Genomic DNA, 15,707 nt, shown 5'->3' with positions numbered 1-15,707 from the left:
CAATTGTAAGCGATTTTAATAATAGACCTCTTGCATATGTGCTCCCGCCGCAGTCCTCGGCGGCGGGGACGCCGCCTTGAGCAGGGTAAAAACCTGACTTTTGCAAGAAGTCTAATGAAAAAGATGCGCTGTACGGCGCATCTTTTTTGTCATGATGTTTGTTCTGCCTTTTGCAGGACAAAATACCAGTACCTGCGGTTATCGAGGTGGGGGGTGGAATCCGGCGCATCGGGCGACAGCCCGGCAAAGTGCAGGAACTGTTTGCGCAGGATGGCGGGGATGTAGGTATTGACGAGGTGAATGCGCCGCTCGCGGTCCAGTTCCATGGCCTTCAGCACATTAACGGTGATGTCCTCTTTTTTGATGAGTTTCAATCCCATGGCTTCGATCTGCGCGTGCCAGATCGCAATTTTTTCCTCATAGCGCAGGTCGGTGTAAAGGAAGTACCCGTTGGGCTTGAGGATGCGTTTGACATGCTCGAAGAATTTCGTGATGTTCGGATAATACAACGAAGCCTCCACATTGAGCACCACATCGAACGAATTATCCGGGAAGGGCAGGGCTTCGGCGTTCCCGTGCAAAAACTTGAGTCCGTCCATGGCGAATTGCTTGCGGCTGAAATCGATGGCGCGGGAGGAAAAGTCCACGCCGGTGTAGGTGCTGGGCTGGAAGTGGCGCATGATGAAGTGCGCGCCTCCGCCCCGCCCGGAGCTGACCTCGAGCGCTTCGGCATTTTTCCAATCTATATGTCTGGCGACGTGATGATAGAGCTGCAGCGGATAGCGGTGGATCTCGTCATCCGCCTCCAGCGGCACCGGCTCGCCCCCCTGATGATGGGCGGTGTACCCAAAGTTCATGAAGAGCACATCCTTTTTCAGGTTCAGGGTGGAGAGGAACTCATATTGCAGGCGGGTGAGCAGACTCTTGATGTTCGGGAATCGATGGAATAACAGCTTGTTAAGCATTCTCTCTCCTCAATGAAGTTGGGTTTTCCGCGGCGGATGCCCTGCGGGTTTTTGGTGCCGCGTATTATAACCCTGCGAGGCTTGTCAAGATACCACGAATTTGAAAGTTGACGGGAATTCAGGCCAGAGGCAATTTGATGCCCGCACCTGTGATCTCATCGTGAAGCCGAACCGCTTCAAATGTCCCCGAGTCTGATCCTATCTGCCCGATGAATTTGCATACACTGAAGCTGCGGCTCCTGTTTTCATAATTCTGAAGCCAATGGTCGAACTGAATATCCACCGATTCGCGCGGATATTTGACCTTGTATGCCTTCATCCCCATTCTGTAGGGCTTCGGTGTGAGCCTTGCCCGAAAACATCCCTGTTTTTTGCAAATGGCTGTGTACAATACATCACAATTGAACTCGTTCATCATGTCACGTGTGGCGTGGTCCTGCGTGTGGAAGTTCCTGCCCTGAACGATCACCCGTGCGCCTTGATACGTCTCATAAAGCCGGAATGATTGGCCCTGGTACTTTGAGCGGGCCGCCAGTTTCCTGACCATGTCAAATATCAATTCCTTCTGCTGTGCGGGGGAGCCTTTCTTGAAGAAACTCCCGAACGTGGTTTTTGGGTGGTCGATGTCGAGAAACATCAAATGTTCCGAATTCATCACCTGGGCGCCGTAGCGGTTTCGGGTGATGATCGTATCCTCATCCACCGTATGCAAAATCTCCTCGCGGATCTCCACTTCGTAGTCATCGAAGATGCCGGTTTCCCCATTGATCTTGCGGATGACCTTCTCCATTTTCCCTTTTGCACTTTGCGCGGCATCTTCCATGGAGGTGTTTGATCCTCCATAGGTTGTAATCTCTTTTATCTCCCCCTGAATATTTACCCTGCGTTTCTCAGCCGTCCAATGCTTGAAAATTTTCATGGACTCTCCTTGCTCCAAGGAAATATGAATTTGCTGATTATAATGTCAATAATTAAAAACAACACCCTCCAAAAATACGTTTTTGGAGGGTGTATTCCAGACAGGGCTGTTATGTCATCGATTCGTAATTCTCCGGCAGCCAGCAGCACAGGACCAGTTCCCTGGCCGCCTTGACCTCATCCATTCTGCCGAATTTCGTGGTGCTGGGCGCGTTGTGGAGCAGGTCGGGCTGGGATTTGGCTTCCTCAGCGATCTTGATCAGCGCATCCGCGAAACGGTCAAGGGTATCCTTGTTCTCGGTCTCGGTCGGCTCGATCATCAGGGCTTCATGAACGATGAGCGGGAAATAGTTAGTGGGTGGATGGAAGCCGTAATCCATCAGGCGCTTGGAGATATCCAGTGCGCGGATGTCGCTGCCTTCAAAACGTCCTTCCGCCACGAACTCATGCATGCAGATGCGGTCAAAGGGGATCTTGTAGGTGTCACGCAATTTTGCCTGCAGGTAGTTTGCGTTGAGCACCGCGTATTGCGCAATGTCCTTCAAGCCGTCGGGTCCGTGCATGGCGATATAGGTGTACGAACGGACAAGTCCGCCGCCGAAGTGACCGTGGAAGGCTTTCATGCGTCCGATGCTTTGTTTGGGAGTAACGAAGCCGTACAGCGGAGCCATCTCCTCGTCTCCCTCTTCGATGATGCCGACGAGCGGGGCAGGCAGGAAGTCCTCAAGGACAGGACCGACTCCGACGGGACCGGAACCCGGTCCGCCGCCGCCGTGCGGCACGGAAAAGGTCTTGTGCAGGTTGAAGTGCATGACATCGAAGCCGAGGTCGCCGGGGCGCACGATGCCGAGCAGGGCGTTGAGGTTCGCACCGTCGCCGTACATCAAGCCGCCGCATTTGTGCACCAGTTGAATGACTTTCTCGATGTTTTCATCGAACATGCCGAGCGTGTTCGGGTTGGTGAGCATCATGCCAACGACGGTGTCGTCGCAGGCGGCTTCGAGGGCTTTCAGGTCCACATTGCCGCGTGAGTCGGATGGGATGGTGATGACGGTAAACCCCAGCATGCCAACAGAGGCGGGGTTCGTCCCATGTGCGGCATCGGGGATGAGCATTTTGGTGCGTTTTGTGTCGCCGCGCGATTTGTGATACGCCGCCATCATCAGCACACCGGTGAATTCGCCGTGTGCGCCCGCCGCGGGCTGCAGGGTCATGCCGGCAAAGCCGCTGATCTCCTTCAGCCATTCCTGCATCTCGAACATCAAGGCGAGGTTGCCTTGCACGGTTTCGATCGGTTGCAACGGATGCGTGAAGAGATAGCCTGGCAGACGGCAGGTATCTTCGTTGATCTTCGGGTTGTATTTCATCGTGCACGAACCCAATGGATAGAAGCCGTCGTCCACGCTGTAGTTGAATTTACTGAGCTTCATGTAGTGGCGGACAACATCCACTTCGGCGAGTTCGGGCAGGGGCAGTTCCGAGCGGAGCAGTTCTTTGGGAGGCAGGGCAGTTTCGGGCACGTCGGAGGCGGGCATGGTCACGCCGCGCCGCCCCGGGGAGGAGAGTTCAAAAACGGTGGGTTCGACTATGGTTGCCATGCCTACATCTCCTTCAACACTTCCACGAGCGTATCGATCTCATCCTTGCTGTTCATTTCAGTCACAGCGACGAGGATGTGATTTTGCAATGCGGGATAATCCCTGCCAAGGTCGTAGCCGCCAAGGATGCCGTTATCGAGCAGGTATTGATTGACCTCGCCCGCGGGCCTGGGTGTGCACAAAACGAACTCATGGAAGAATGGTTCCATGAAACACAGACCAAAACCTTCTATCTTGCTGAGTTCGCCCGCAGCGTAATGCGCCTTTTGATAACAAAGATTTGCCACCTGTTCCAGGCCTGTTTTGCCAAGCGTGGACATGTACACCGCGGCGGCCAGCGCAAGCAACCCTTGGTTGGTGCAGATATTTGAAGTGGCGCGCTCGCGTTTGATATGTTGTTCGCGCGAGGTAAGGGTCAGCACATAGGAACGTTGTCCGCGATTGTCAATGGTTTCGCCGACGAGGCGTCCCGCCATTTTATGCACATAGGATTTTTTGGTGGTGAAGAAACCGAGATACGGTCCGCCATACCAGAGCGGGATGCCGAACGGCTGGGCTTCGCCGACCACAATATCTGCGCCCATGTCACCGGGCGTTTTGAGCATGAGTAAGGCGGTGGGGTTTGCGACGATGCAAACGAGTGAACCCTTCGCATGAGCGTCTTCGATGAGTTTGGTGTAATCGTGGATGCGTCCGAAGAAATCGGGATACTGCACGATGACCAGCATTGTCGATTCGTCGATCAGGGAGGTCAGCGCCTCTGGACCCGCTTCCAGGTCTGCGTTGGGGTCATCCCCGGCAGTTTCAAGGCCCATGGCTTGTGTATACGTGCGGATGACTTCGCGGTACTGCGGATGCACGGTGGGAGAGATGACGATCTTTTTGCGTTTCCCGCGGAATTGGGCGTAGGCCAGGTTGACCGCCTCGGCGGTGGCAGTTGCGCCATCGTAGTGCGAAGCGTTGGAGACATCCATGCCGGTCAGGTTGGTCATCAGCGATTGATATTCAAAGATCGCCTGCAACGTACCTTGCGAGATCTCAGGCTGGTAGGGCGTGTAGGCTGTGTAGAATTCACCGCGCCTGAGCATGTGATCCACTACCGAAGGAACGTAGTGGTTGTAGGCGCCTGCACCCAGGAAGGAGATGAGATGTTCACGCACATTCTCGTTGCTGGATGCCATGTCCGCAAGATGCGCGGCGGCTTCCATTTCAGTCAGCGCGGGCGGGAGATCAAGTTTGGGGAAGCGATGTTTCTTGGGGACGGCGTCGAAGAGATCGTCGAGTGATTTCACTCCGACGGTCTTCAGCATCGCATCCCGTTCGTTGGGGGAAATCGGAATATAGGTCATGTTTAGCTCCACGTCACACCGCACTTGCGCGCGGTGCAAGTGTTGTGAGGGGGTAGCCCGAAGCCATCTCCAAATTGATGGGGGGATTGCTTTGTCGGGAAGAACGCCCTCCTCGCAACGACATATTAATGGGAACGCCCCTCGCAATATTTTTCGTATGCGGCGGCATCCATCACCTCGCCGGCGGAGCCGCCCTCGATCTTGATCATCCAGCCTTCGCCGAATGGATCGGAGTTAAGCGTTTCGGGCTTGTCAGAGAGTCCCTTGTTGACCGCGCTGACTTTCCCGGCGGCGGGCGCATAGATTTCAGCCGAGGCTTTCACCGATTCAACGGAAGCGATCGCCTTGCCCACTTCAACATCCTCGCCTTCATCTACAAGAATTTCAATGAAGACAATATCGGAAAGCTGGCTTTGGGCGTAATCTGTAATTCCAGCCGCGCCATTGGCCGGGTCGAACCATTCATCAGATTTGGTGTACTTGAGGTTGGAAGGTACGTTCATGTTTTGTCTCCTTAGCGAACTGGATATTGGCGAATCAAAAGAGGACGCATGATTCTAGGATCGCGCGTCCTCTGTAATGGAACCTGAGAGATTATCCGCTGGTTGGGTACGAAGATTACGAAGATATCGAAACCACAGGGATTTACACCGTCGGTGTCTCATGAAATGAGACTTTCCAGAGTTTTGCGGCTGCAGGGTCCTTTTGCCTGAGAGTTTCATCTGGGTTCGCCTGTTCCAGATTTGCACCTTCGGCGCTCTTGCGAGTCTCTTCCCTGACATCCGTTTGGTTGTTGTTTGATTCTAAGGTTGAGAGAGGTGTGAGTCAAGAGGTAAAACGTCCTAAAATTATATTCACTTTTCGAAGTTTACAGCCAGCGCCTCACGCTGGACCTGTAGCCTGTATACGTCTCTCCGAACTTTTTCTCCAGATAGGCTTCTTCCTTCTCAATGACCAGCCGATTCAAGGTGACCATGAAGAACGGCGCAACCACAATCCCCGAATAAAGACCTGAATTTAACGGGAAGCCGATTACCATCAGTAGAAAGCCCAGATAAATGGGATTCCGCGTAATCTGATATACACCCTTTGTGACCAGCGTTTTCACCGAACCATGCGGGTCAAGTGTGGTGTGCGCCTTCCTGAACTCCCAAAACGCCCCGACAGCAAACAAAAAACCGATGGTAATTAACGCAAACCCAATGGTTTCAATCCCATCCGGCACGCCAAATGGGATGCGCACAAACCATCCGAGCAGATGCGCTGTTACGATGAATGTCAAAGCTACTAGCGGAGGGTGAATATTACGGTTAATGTTCGGATGATCTTGCGCTTGTTCCATTAAATTCTTCAACCCCAATTTTCCAGCGTCTCTTTGACTTTCGCCAGGAACCAGTCCGCCGAAGCGCCATCGAGAATGCGATGATCGAATACGAACGAAAGATATACCATCGGGCGGATGGCGATCGCATCGTCAATGACAACGACGCGCTTTTGCATCGCCCCCACGCCCAGGATGCCGCATTGCGGCTGGTTGATGACGGGGAATGCGAACAAGGATCCGCTCACACCGTGATTGGTCAGTGTGAACGTCCCGCCTTTGACTTCATCCGGCTGTAGTTTTTTGTTTCGCGAACGATTGGCAAGATCATTCACCGTGCGGGCCATTGCCAGCAGGGACAAATTATCCGCTCCCTTGATCACCGGCACGATCAAGCCTTCCTCTCCGAGCGAAGTTGCCATGCCAAGGTTGATGTTCTTATGGATTATGACTCCTTCATCGCTCCATGAAGAGTTGACCAGTGGATGGGCTTTCAATCCTGCGACGATCGCCGTCATAAAATATGCCGTAAATGTGAGATTGACCCCATCCCGTTCGAAAGCCGCTTTATTCGCGGCGCGGTGTTTTGCAACTCGTGACATGTCCGCCTCCATCACAGTCAACACATGTGGCGAGGTATGTTTGGACTCGACCATGTGCTGGGCAATGGATTTCCGCATGGCGGTGTGTTTGATTAAAGTGTCATGTGTCCCCGTGACAGGTGTCAGGTTGGAAGGTTGACCTGTGACCTTTGACTTGTGACCTTCAACGAATGCGAGCACATCATTCTTTGTAATGCGACCATTCAACCCCGTGCCGTTGACCTGTGACAAATCCACGCCATGCTGGGCGGCGATGTTCGCAACGACGGGGGAAATGAAGCCTACATCGGTCGAAGACCGCAAGCCCGGAGGCGCAGGTTTTTCATCCGACTTTTGACTTGCGACCTTTGACTCAGGCGCACCTGCCACCGAAGCGCCAGACATGTCCACCGATTCCCCAGGCAGACCTATAATGGCAAGCAACTCCCCGACTTTTGCGGCAATTCCTTCCTGTGCGATAATTTTCAAAACCGTTCCTGTCGCTGGTGCGGGGATCTCGGTGTCCACCTTGTCGGTGTTGACCTCGAGCAGCGGCTCCAATTCCGTGATGGAATCGCCCTCCTGCTTGAGCCATTTCGTGACGGTGACTTCGTCCACGCCTTCGCCGAGCCGGGGTACAAGTACTTTAGTTGCCATAATTTCTCCAGTTTTTCTCACCGCAGAGACGCGGAGAGCGCAGAGTTTTATTCTTTGAGCCCCAATACGAGTCTCTTTACACCTTTTACAAGTATGGGGACGTTGAAATTAAGAATTAAGCCGACCTTCCAGTTACCCAAACGCATGTAAGTTAATGTTTGTGCTTCATGAATTGGGGATATGCTTTCCACTGACTTTAATTCGACAATTACTTCATCGTTTACAAGCAGGTCGATGCGATAACTGCAATCTGCATTTGTGCCTTTATAGTTTATCGGCAAAGGCATCTGTCTTTTGAATGGGATATTACGCAGGTTCAGCTCATGGCATAGGCATTCTTCGTAAGCAGACTCAAGCAAACCAGGTCCCAAATGTTTATGAACTTCGATGGCGGCACCAATAACCGCCTCTGTTGTTTTATTAATCTCTTGAACAAGTTTCAAACCATTTCCGCTCATTGCTCGTCTCCGCGAACTCTGCGGTTAATCAAATTTTGGATATTCCAACGGGTCCACTTCATTCATCATCTCATACACAGCATCGAACACCGTCTCTGCATTCGGCTTTGACCAGTAATCTCCGTCACTTCCATAGGCAGGGCGATGGGCTTTGGCCGATAATGTCCGGGCAGGGGAGTCTAGATAAAAATAACCGCCTTGTTTCTCGATGACTGCCTGCAGCATGTATGCTGTCGCACCGCCTGGGACATCTTCATCGACAAACAGAATGCGATTTGTTTTCTTTAATGACTCGACGATCATGCCGTGAATATCAAACGGTAAAAGCGACTGCACGTCAATGACTTCGATTTCGATGCCGGCTTTTGATAATTTTCCGGCGGCGTCCATCACCATGCGGCAACATGCGCCATAGGTGACGATGGTGACATCCTTCCCTGCGCGGACGGTTTCTGGGACGCCCAATGGCACAGTGAGTTCACTAATGTTTTCCGGCAGGCGTTCCTTCACGCGATAGCCATTCAACACTTCGACGACGATGGCAGGCTCGTCAGATTTCAAGAGGGTGTTGTAAAAGCCAGCAGCGCGGGTCATGTCGCGCGGCACCAAGACATACATGCCTCTCACCAAATTCAAAATACTGGACATCGGTGAACCCGCGTGCCATACGCCTTCGAGGCGATGTCCACGGGTGCGTACGATGACGGGTGCCTTTTGTCCGCCGGCGGTGCGCCAGTGCAGGGTTGCCAGATCGTCCGACATAATTTGCAATGCGTACAAAACATAATCAAGATATTGAATTTCAGCGATGGGGCGTAGTCCGCGCATTGCCATGCCGATGGCCTGCCCCAGGATCGTCGCTTCGCGGATGCCCGTATCGGTCACGCGATATTCGCCGTATTTTTCCTGCATGCCCTTGAAACCCTGGTTCACGTCGCCGAGCATGCCCACATCTTCCCCAAACGCGATCAGGCGCGGTTCCCGTGCCAGCGCGGCGTCGAACGCGGCATTGACCACTTCAAAACCAAACAGGGTCGGCGACGTATCCGAATACACCGGCTTGACCTCCTCCACCTTCAGTGCCGTGCCTGAATATAAATGTGAGCCATATCTTTCAATATTGACCCTGTCGTATTCGTGTTTCCATGCCACCAAAACCTGCCTGGTGGGATTCGATTCATCGTGCAGGATTCGCAGCGCTTCATGCGCCGCGCTGTGGATGTCACGCCTCGTCACCGACGGGATGTTTGCCAGCCGTTCTTTGAGCCTTCCCAACTCGGATGCATGCTTCGACGACCCTGCGAGCTCATCGAGCATGTCCAGCACCTGGGTGCGTTCTTCGGTGATGGGGCAGAGATAGGCATCCCATGCGGCTTTGCGGAATCCCTCCACAGCTTCGTAGTCTTTTTTTTCAAGGGAATCAAGCTCGGGCGCGGACAGGATGCGGCTGGTCATCATCCATGCGCGCATCTTCTTGATCCCGTCGAATTCCTCCTCCCATTTGAGTCGCTCTGCAGATTTATATCGCTCGTGACTGCCCGAGGTGGAGTGACCCTGCGGCTGGGTCACGTCAATGACATGCACCAGCGCCGGGATGTGATATTCGCGCGCGATCTCGGCTGCGCTGAGATAGGTCTCGATGAGCGCGGGATAATCCCATGCGCGGACGGTGTAATGATCGTATCCGTTTTGAACCTGGTCAGGCGTTGCGCGCGGGTCACGTTCAAATCCTTTGAGCAATGAGCCAATGTTTTCCTTGACCATTTGAAATTGGTTGGGGACGGAAATGCCGTAGCCGTCATCGTAGATGGTGACGATGGCGGGCGCCTTCAGCACGCCAATGGCGTTGACTGATTCCCAGAATAACCCCTCGGCTGTGGATGCGTTGCCAATGGTTGCAAATGTAACTTCATTTCCGTTGCTTGAAAAATCCTTGAACTCGTGCAGCTCCTTTAATTTGCGATACAGAACGGATGCATAGGCAAGTCCCACAGCGCGCGGCATTTGCGCTCCGGTTGGGGAAATATCCGCCGCCGTGTTGTACATCTGTGTCTGCGGGCGCCAGGAGCCGTTGGGATATAAATTGCGCGAGGCAAAATGCGCGTTCATCTGGCGTCCTGCGCTGGCGGGGTCGTAGGTAACGTCGGCATGCGCATACAGTTGCGCAAAAAATTCCTGGATGCTCATCACGCCAAGCATGAACATCCAGGTTTGATCGCGGTAATATCCGGAACGCCAGTCCCCTGTGCGGAAGGCGCGGGCGATGGCGAGCTGGGCGATTTCCTTGCCGTCGCCGAAAATCCCGAACTTTGCCTTGCCGCTCAGAACTTCACGCCTGCCGATAAGCGAAGCCTGCCTGCTTTGATAGGCAAGGCGGTAATCTTTTATGATCTCATCTTTCTCGAGGGGCAGTGGAATAGAACCCTTCTTTTTGGGCATGAACTCTCTCCTGGGATTTGGTCAGGGGGGATTATAACAAAAGGCTTGCCCTCCCGGGAGAACATCGGGACGATGTGAGCAAAGTCGCAGGGATGAAGAATGAATAGTTTTCTTTCGAAGGGAGGGATCAAATGAAAAAACCCGGTCCATCACTATGCGGGGCCGGGTTTTTTCATTGTTTGGTTCAATCTGTTTATGGAACGTAATAGGTGTTGATCGTGTTATCGAGCGTGTCTAAAATGGATTGATCCGCATAGTCCGAATATTTGAGTGTGAATAGCAGGAATGTCTTGCGGTCCGCGCCACGGACTTCAAAGAAGGTGATGCCGGAGAATTCGCCGCCCTTTGATTTCCAGACCAGACGCTCGGAACCATCGTTCATTTTTTGGTGACTGGATACCCGAATATCGCCCTCCTTGCCGGTATAACTGTAGTATTGATTCAGCAGGTTCAATGCAAATGCAGTGCTTACCGAGTTGTTGATGGCTTTGCCGTCGTTGTACACCAGGCTTTCAATCAATGCGGAAACTCCGTCGGGGGACGTGAACGTATCCACATACAGGTAGTCGCCAACTGTGTGCTCGTAATACCAATCACCGGGCAGTTCGAAGGCCAGCAGATTGTTTTCATCCACAAAAACGACCGGGTCTGAGCTGACGGTCTGTTGAGGGGTGTTCTGTGGGAGTTGCGGCGCACTCGCGGTAGGAAGAGGCGGGTTGGTTGGCGGCGGCGGATTTGTTGGGAGTGGTGTATTGGTTGGGACGGGAGTGGCGGTTGGCGGCGTGCCGAGAGCGCCACAAGCCAGGCTGACGGCCATTAAAAAGGCAACAAATGCAAATAACACTCCATATTGCGATTTCATACGAACTCTCCTTTTGGCTATTCTGAAAAATGTAGCGCAAGCATACTCCAAAACGATTTAAAGTGGAAGGTACTTTGGTCACAGTGTATGTTAAGGTTTTGTTTGGGTCCTTATAAAAACCGCCGTCATGGGAAGTGACGGCGGTACGGTTCGTGCGGGTTGAACTATTCTAATTTCCGTGTAGATGATTTCCTGCCGGCTTTCGGTTCAGGCAGTTCTTCAGGGGGCAGGCTGGCCGGCTCCGCTAAAACCGGCGGATTGGAAGGGGAAGATGCGGGAGAGGTTATCGTTACCCCATTGAGGCGCGCGAAATAGTCTTTTACCGTCAAGTCGTTATAGAAAATAAGCGCAAGGATGCCGACCACCATGGAGAAGATATTGCCCATCACGAAGGTCAATATCTCAAAGACCGCAATGGAGGGCGATGGCTGCACCGCTTGGGGTTGTGCGCTCAGGAGTTTTCCCGCATAAATGATCTCGAAGATGCCGAGAATTGTGGGCAGGATGGTGATCGGCAGGCAGACCACACCGATGATCGTGCCAAGGGCTGTGGCAGACGCTACAAACCCCCAAAAGAGGTTGATGATGCCGCTGGCAAGGGTCATTACGGCAATGCCGATGACCAGGCCGGGTTTTTGTTCTGGATAGGATGTGTTCATTCGTTGCTCCTTGTTCTTTTCATGCAGGATATAACGAATGATGCACGGTTTGGTTGCAGGAGTTCAAGGCTGCTGGAAAGTGAGCAGAACGCTGCCGGGATAATTTGTGCCATTTGGGTCCGTACAGGTGGGGCTGGTGATATTAGGCACGAATGACCCGCCCGTTACCACACGGATGCTGTACAGGGTTTCCGCTTGCATGACGAAATCTGCGTATCCATTCCCAAGCTCGGGCTTGAATCCGCTGAAGAAGCGGTCTTCCCCCTGATTCCACGTGGCGACGACCTCAACGCCGGCTACTTGTTTGCGGCGCGAGTCCATGAAGATGAATTGCAGCAGCCCCGCCTGCAGGCCGGGTTCGCAGATCGTATCCTGCCCGACAAGGGTGAATGGCGGGCCAAAGGCGGGAGCGGATGTGAAGGTTGGGCGCGGTGTATTGATCTCCGCGGTAACCGGAATGAGAGGAGTTTGTTCAAAGGAAATTGTTGGAAGTGCCGTGGCGGTTGTTTCGTCTGTGTCTTCCTCCGCTGCTGGTTCAGTCGCGGATGGGGTGGAAACGATGTCTGGTGTGTTAAAGGATGGGAGCGGCGTGTTTGTAGGAGGAACGCTGGCGACACTCTGGGTTAGGTCAGTGGCGAGTTGCGCCAGCGGACGCACTTTTTCAAAGAGCTCGCCCGCGGCCAACATGCGCTGCGCCTGTGCGCTGAGGGCGCCGGTGGGGTCGGCGTCACCAAGCAGTTCGAGACGGGCGCGGGCGCGGGGGAGGTCATGTGTGGAGGTGTAGGAGGCGGCAATCACGATGCGATACTGGTCCTTGAAATCGGCACGCAGGATGGCAGGGTTTGCATCCACGTAGGTGACGGGGGAGAGAAACCATGAGTACACCAGACCAAGCCCAAGTCCGATGAGAAGCGCGAGGGTCAGGTGCAGCGTCGTACTGCGCAGGTTGAGTCTGCTCATGGGTTGGTATTCCCCTGCGGCTGGTAGGTATGCATGGCGGTTAACAGGGTTTGCAGTGCTGTGATTTCATTTTGCGTGAAGTCGTTGCGGCTGGCGTATTCCAATGCGGAGGTTGTGATCAGCGCGGGGGCTTCACTTCCGAGGATGGCAAGGCGGCGCGCTGCGGTTTCGGAGTTGAAGTCGGTCTGGTATGCCTCCGCCACCATAAGCACGTAATCCACGCGGTAATCCTCCCTGAGGAGGTTCGGGGGGACATCGCTATATTCAATGGGGTCGATGACCCAGCCATACACAAGGCCCAAGGCAATGCCAATGACGCCAGCAATGGCGATCCTTATGAACTTCGAAGATTTCATGTAAGGGATTATACCCAGCTTGTGACCGTGGGCAATATGTAAACACAAACCGTACTTTGCATGAATATCCAGGCAGGACACCGGCGGCACCCGAGGACTCTTCCTTACCGTTGCTATCTTTCGATCCTGGCGGGGTTCGAAAGGCTTCGCCGCGCCGGGCCTGCCCGGACAGGGGGAGGATACTCGAAGTAGGAGAGGGTGTCAAATAAAAGGAATTAGGATGCAGGTTATGTTTCGTGTGCATCGATGACGGACATAAAGACATCCACCAGTTTGGGGTCGAATAGGATGCCTGATTTTTCACGCAGGTATGCAATGACTTCCTCACGCGGTAACTTCTTTCGATAGGGACGGTCACTACTTAATGCATCCCAGACGTCAATGATAGCAAACAGCCGTGCCGCAAGGGGGATTTCTTCGCCTTTCATGCCGCGCGGGTACCCGCTTCCATCCCAGCGTTCATGATGATAAAAGGGAATCTCAAGCGCGGGGTGCAGGTATGCGATGGGTGAGAGCATCTCATAGGCATAGATGGGATGATGCCGCATCTTTTCCCATTCCGCTTCGCTCAAAGGGCCGGGTTTTTGCAGGATCTCATCCGGGATTGCCATTTTTCCCATGTCGTGCAACAGTGCACCCCGACGGAGGTGGATAAGTTCTTCTTCGTTGAATCCAAGTGTTCTGGCCACTTTAAGGGTCAACTCAGAGACGCGCTGGGTGTGTCCCTCTGTTTCGCGGTCCCGCAAGTCCAGTGCGCGCACCCATCCTTCGATTGTCCTTTCATATGCCTCCTGCAGGTTGTCGTGTGCATCCTGCAGGGCTTGCTCGGTGTTTTTTCGTTCGGTGATGTCGCGGGACGCAGTCTGCACCTCGATGATGCCGCCAGTTTTACGGTCTAGGATGGCGCGGGCGGATGATTCCAGCCAGATATAGTATCCATCCTTGTGCCGGGCCCGATGCGCTATCGTATAGGTTGCGTCGTAAGGATTTCCTTTGAACAGTTCCTTTACACTTCTACGGTCATCCTCGTGAATGAAGTCAAAACTGATCGTGCCTGTCATTTCTTCCGGGGTATATCCCAGGATCGTCTCGCAGGCCGGGGAGACGTATAACATGCTGCCGTCGATCGAGAGGCGCGAGATCATGTCGCTGGCGTTTTCGGCAAGCAGGCGGAATTGTGCCTCGCTTTCGAGCAGGGCTTTTTGCATCCGTACGCGTTCGGCGCGTGCGGCCCATTGTTCGATAGCGCGTTCCGCCAAATGAGGCATATCCAGCATGGACTCGGGCGATTTGACCACATAATCCAGGGCGCCTGATTTGAGGGCTTCCACTGCGATGCGTTCGTTTCCATAGCTTGTCATCAGGATGATGGGAGTGGCAAGCGGGTCGTGGTGGTTCGGGAGTAGTTCCATGCTCTCGCCGTCCGGCAAACGCCAGTCTGCGATGATCAGCGCGGGTTCCTGAAGCAACATATGTGCTCGCGCTTCCGCAAGCGACTGGACGCGGTGGATGTGGATGCGGGCATCCTGGTCTTCAAAGGCGCGTTGGATTAATTCTGCGTGTGGATCTTCGTCTTCAATAAGCAGGATGTTGATCGTGTCGTACGACATATATTGCTTTCAGATAATTGTTATAGGCGCGGGTGTATATTCCAGCCCAGCCAGTAGAAACCAAGGTCGTTCATGAGATTGCTGAATTCTTCATATCCCACAGGTTTTACTAGATAGCTGTTGACGTGGTTTTCATAGGCGCGTGTCACATCCCTTTCCGCTTCCGAGGTGGTAAGGATGATGACAGGTATGTTTTTGAGTTCTTCATTTTCCTTGATCATGCGAAGGACTTCAAGCCCGTCCACGCGCGGCAGGCGCAGGTCCAAAAGGATCATATGCGGGCGGGGATTTGTTTCAGGGTTTTGATATTCACCCCGTCTGAGAAGGTAGTCCAACGCGGTTTGTCCATCTGAAAAATGCTGGATCTTGTTGGCAATGCGGTGATCCTCCAGTGTCCTGATTACCAATTCGGCATGGTCCGCATTATCCTCCACGAGCATCACGAAAACGGGTTCGCCCATCATTCTGTTCTCCTTCGTGTCAAATCGTATTGTAAACGATTTGACCACATCCAGCATAGCGCTTACTGCCGCGATTCCGGATAAAACCCCGATTTTTTTCAAAATTTGCCTGTGAGAACGTGATATAATTTCGCAATTCGGTACAAAGGAAGCCATCTTTTTGACGAAGGAGAAAGTATGGAAATCACAACCCAGGAATTCAAGCATTGCGATTTGTTTAAAGTTAATGGACGCGTAGACAGCGCCACCGCCCCCGGGTTTTCGAAGGCGCTTGAGAATGCCACGAATAACGGACGTTTCAAGCTTGTCGTTGACATGAGTGCGCTTGAGTACATGTCCAGCGCCGGCTTCCGCGCCCTGCTCGCTACGCAGAGAAATTGCAAACGCTATAACCGCGGGGAGCTGGTGCTTGTGAGTGTTCCCGCCCGCATCCGTGAGGCGCTTGAACTGGCTGGTTTCACTGAACTCTTTAAGACCTTCGACGATCCTCTTGAAGCAGTGGGCAGTTTCTAG

Annotated in this window: 16 protein-coding genes, 1 other RNA gene and 1 riboswitch; of the genes, 1 reads left to right on the top strand and 16 read right to left on the bottom strand. The window is 53.3% G+C overall.

Going from position 1 to position 15,707, the window contains the following annotated elements; all coding sequences use genetic code 11:
- Nucleotides 1-149: 149 nt before the first annotated feature.
- The 16 genes from QY332_18435 to QY332_18360 all read right to left on the bottom strand — a co-directional run bounded on the left by QY332_18435 (nt 150) and on the right by QY332_18360 (nt 15,197).
- Complete coding sequence (locus QY332_18435) at nt 150-965, bottom strand: class I SAM-dependent methyltransferase (protein ID WKZ35592.1); 816 nt, start codon at nt 963-965, stop codon at nt 150-152.
- 118 nt (nt 966-1,083) lie between these two features.
- A complete protein-coding gene (locus tag QY332_18430; GenBank protein WKZ35591.1) occupies nt 1,084-1,884 on the bottom strand; it encodes a hypothetical protein in 801 nt (266 codons plus the stop codon).
- 109 nt (nt 1,885-1,993) lie between these two features.
- Entirely contained in the window at nt 1,994-3,481 is a 1,488-nt protein-coding gene (gene gcvPB / locus QY332_18425; protein ID WKZ35590.1) for an aminomethyl-transferring glycine dehydrogenase subunit GcvPB, read from the bottom strand.
- Nucleotides 3,482-3,483: 2 nt separating this feature from the next.
- Nucleotides 3,484-4,830 carry an aminomethyl-transferring glycine dehydrogenase subunit GcvPA gene (gcvPA, locus tag QY332_18420; protein WKZ35589.1) on the bottom strand — a complete coding sequence of 449 codons (1,347 nt, stop codon included), beginning with the start codon at nt 4,828-4,830 and terminating at the stop codon, nt 3,484-3,486.
- A 125-nt stretch (nt 4,831-4,955) separates the two neighbouring features.
- Complete coding sequence (gene gcvH, locus QY332_18415) at nt 4,956-5,333, bottom strand: glycine cleavage system protein GcvH (protein WKZ35588.1); 378 nt, start codon at nt 5,331-5,333, stop codon at nt 4,956-4,958.
- A gap of 184 nt (nt 5,334-5,517) precedes the next feature.
- A riboswitch (glycine riboswitch) is annotated at nt 5,518-5,616 on the bottom strand.
- Between the two features lie 82 nt (nt 5,617-5,698).
- Nucleotides 5,699-6,172 carry an isoprenylcysteine carboxylmethyltransferase family protein gene (locus QY332_18410; protein WKZ35587.1) on the bottom strand — a complete coding sequence of 158 codons (474 nt, stop codon included), beginning with the start codon at nt 6,170-6,172 and terminating at the stop codon, nt 5,699-5,701.
- Nucleotides 6,173-6,180: 8 nt separating this feature from the next.
- On the bottom strand, nt 6,181-7,389 hold the full coding sequence (locus QY332_18405; protein WKZ35586.1) for a dihydrolipoamide acetyltransferase family protein: 1,209 nt from the start codon (nt 7,387-7,389) through the stop codon (nt 6,181-6,183).
- Nucleotides 7,390-7,436: 47 nt separating this feature from the next.
- Nucleotides 7,437-7,847: a GxxExxY protein gene (locus tag QY332_18400; GenBank protein WKZ35585.1), complete on the bottom strand. Its 411-nt coding sequence runs from the start codon at nt 7,845-7,847 to the stop codon at nt 7,437-7,439.
- Between the two features lie 24 nt (nt 7,848-7,871).
- Entirely contained in the window at nt 7,872-10,286 is a 2,415-nt protein-coding gene (locus QY332_18395) for a transketolase C-terminal domain-containing protein (GenBank protein WKZ35584.1), read from the bottom strand.
- A 193-nt stretch (nt 10,287-10,479) separates the two neighbouring features.
- Nucleotides 10,480-11,148: a hypothetical protein gene (locus tag QY332_18390; protein ID WKZ35583.1), complete on the bottom strand. Its 669-nt coding sequence runs from the start codon at nt 11,146-11,148 to the stop codon at nt 10,480-10,482.
- 164 nt (nt 11,149-11,312) lie between these two features.
- Complete coding sequence (locus QY332_18385; protein ID WKZ35582.1) at nt 11,313-11,807, bottom strand: hypothetical protein; 495 nt, start codon at nt 11,805-11,807, stop codon at nt 11,313-11,315.
- Nucleotides 11,808-11,870: 63 nt separating this feature from the next.
- On the bottom strand, nt 11,871-12,767 hold the full coding sequence (locus QY332_18380) for a hypothetical protein (protein ID WKZ35581.1): 897 nt from the start codon (nt 12,765-12,767) through the stop codon (nt 11,871-11,873).
- Nucleotides 12,764-13,123, bottom strand: a complete 360-nt coding sequence (locus QY332_18375) for a hypothetical protein (protein ID WKZ35580.1) — start codon at nt 13,121-13,123, stop codon at nt 12,764-12,766. The genes QY332_18380 and QY332_18375 overlap by 4 nt, the downstream gene beginning before the upstream one ends.
- Before the next feature lie 67 nt (nt 13,124-13,190).
- Nucleotides 13,191-13,289, bottom strand: an RNA gene (gene ffs / locus QY332_18370) — signal recognition particle sRNA small type.
- 61 nt (nt 13,290-13,350) lie between these two features.
- A complete protein-coding gene (locus QY332_18365; protein ID WKZ35579.1) occupies nt 13,351-14,733 on the bottom strand; it encodes a PAS domain S-box protein in 1,383 nt (460 codons plus the stop codon).
- Between the two features lie 20 nt (nt 14,734-14,753).
- Nucleotides 14,754-15,197: a response regulator gene (locus QY332_18360; GenBank protein WKZ35578.1), complete on the bottom strand. Its 444-nt coding sequence runs from the start codon at nt 15,195-15,197 to the stop codon at nt 14,754-14,756.
- A gap of 174 nt (nt 15,198-15,371) precedes the next feature.
- Between QY332_18360 and QY332_18355 the strand changes: the two genes are divergently transcribed.
- On the top strand, nt 15,372-15,707 hold the full coding sequence (locus QY332_18355) for an STAS domain-containing protein (protein WKZ35577.1): 336 nt from the start codon (nt 15,372-15,374) through the stop codon (nt 15,705-15,707).

Source organism: Anaerolineales bacterium, from assembly GCA_030583885.1.
Lineage (GTDB): Bacteria > Chloroflexota > Anaerolineae > Anaerolineales > Villigracilaceae > Villigracilis.
The sequence above is the reverse complement of the archived record's forward strand: the minus strand, read 5'-3'. Positions and strand labels throughout refer to the sequence as shown.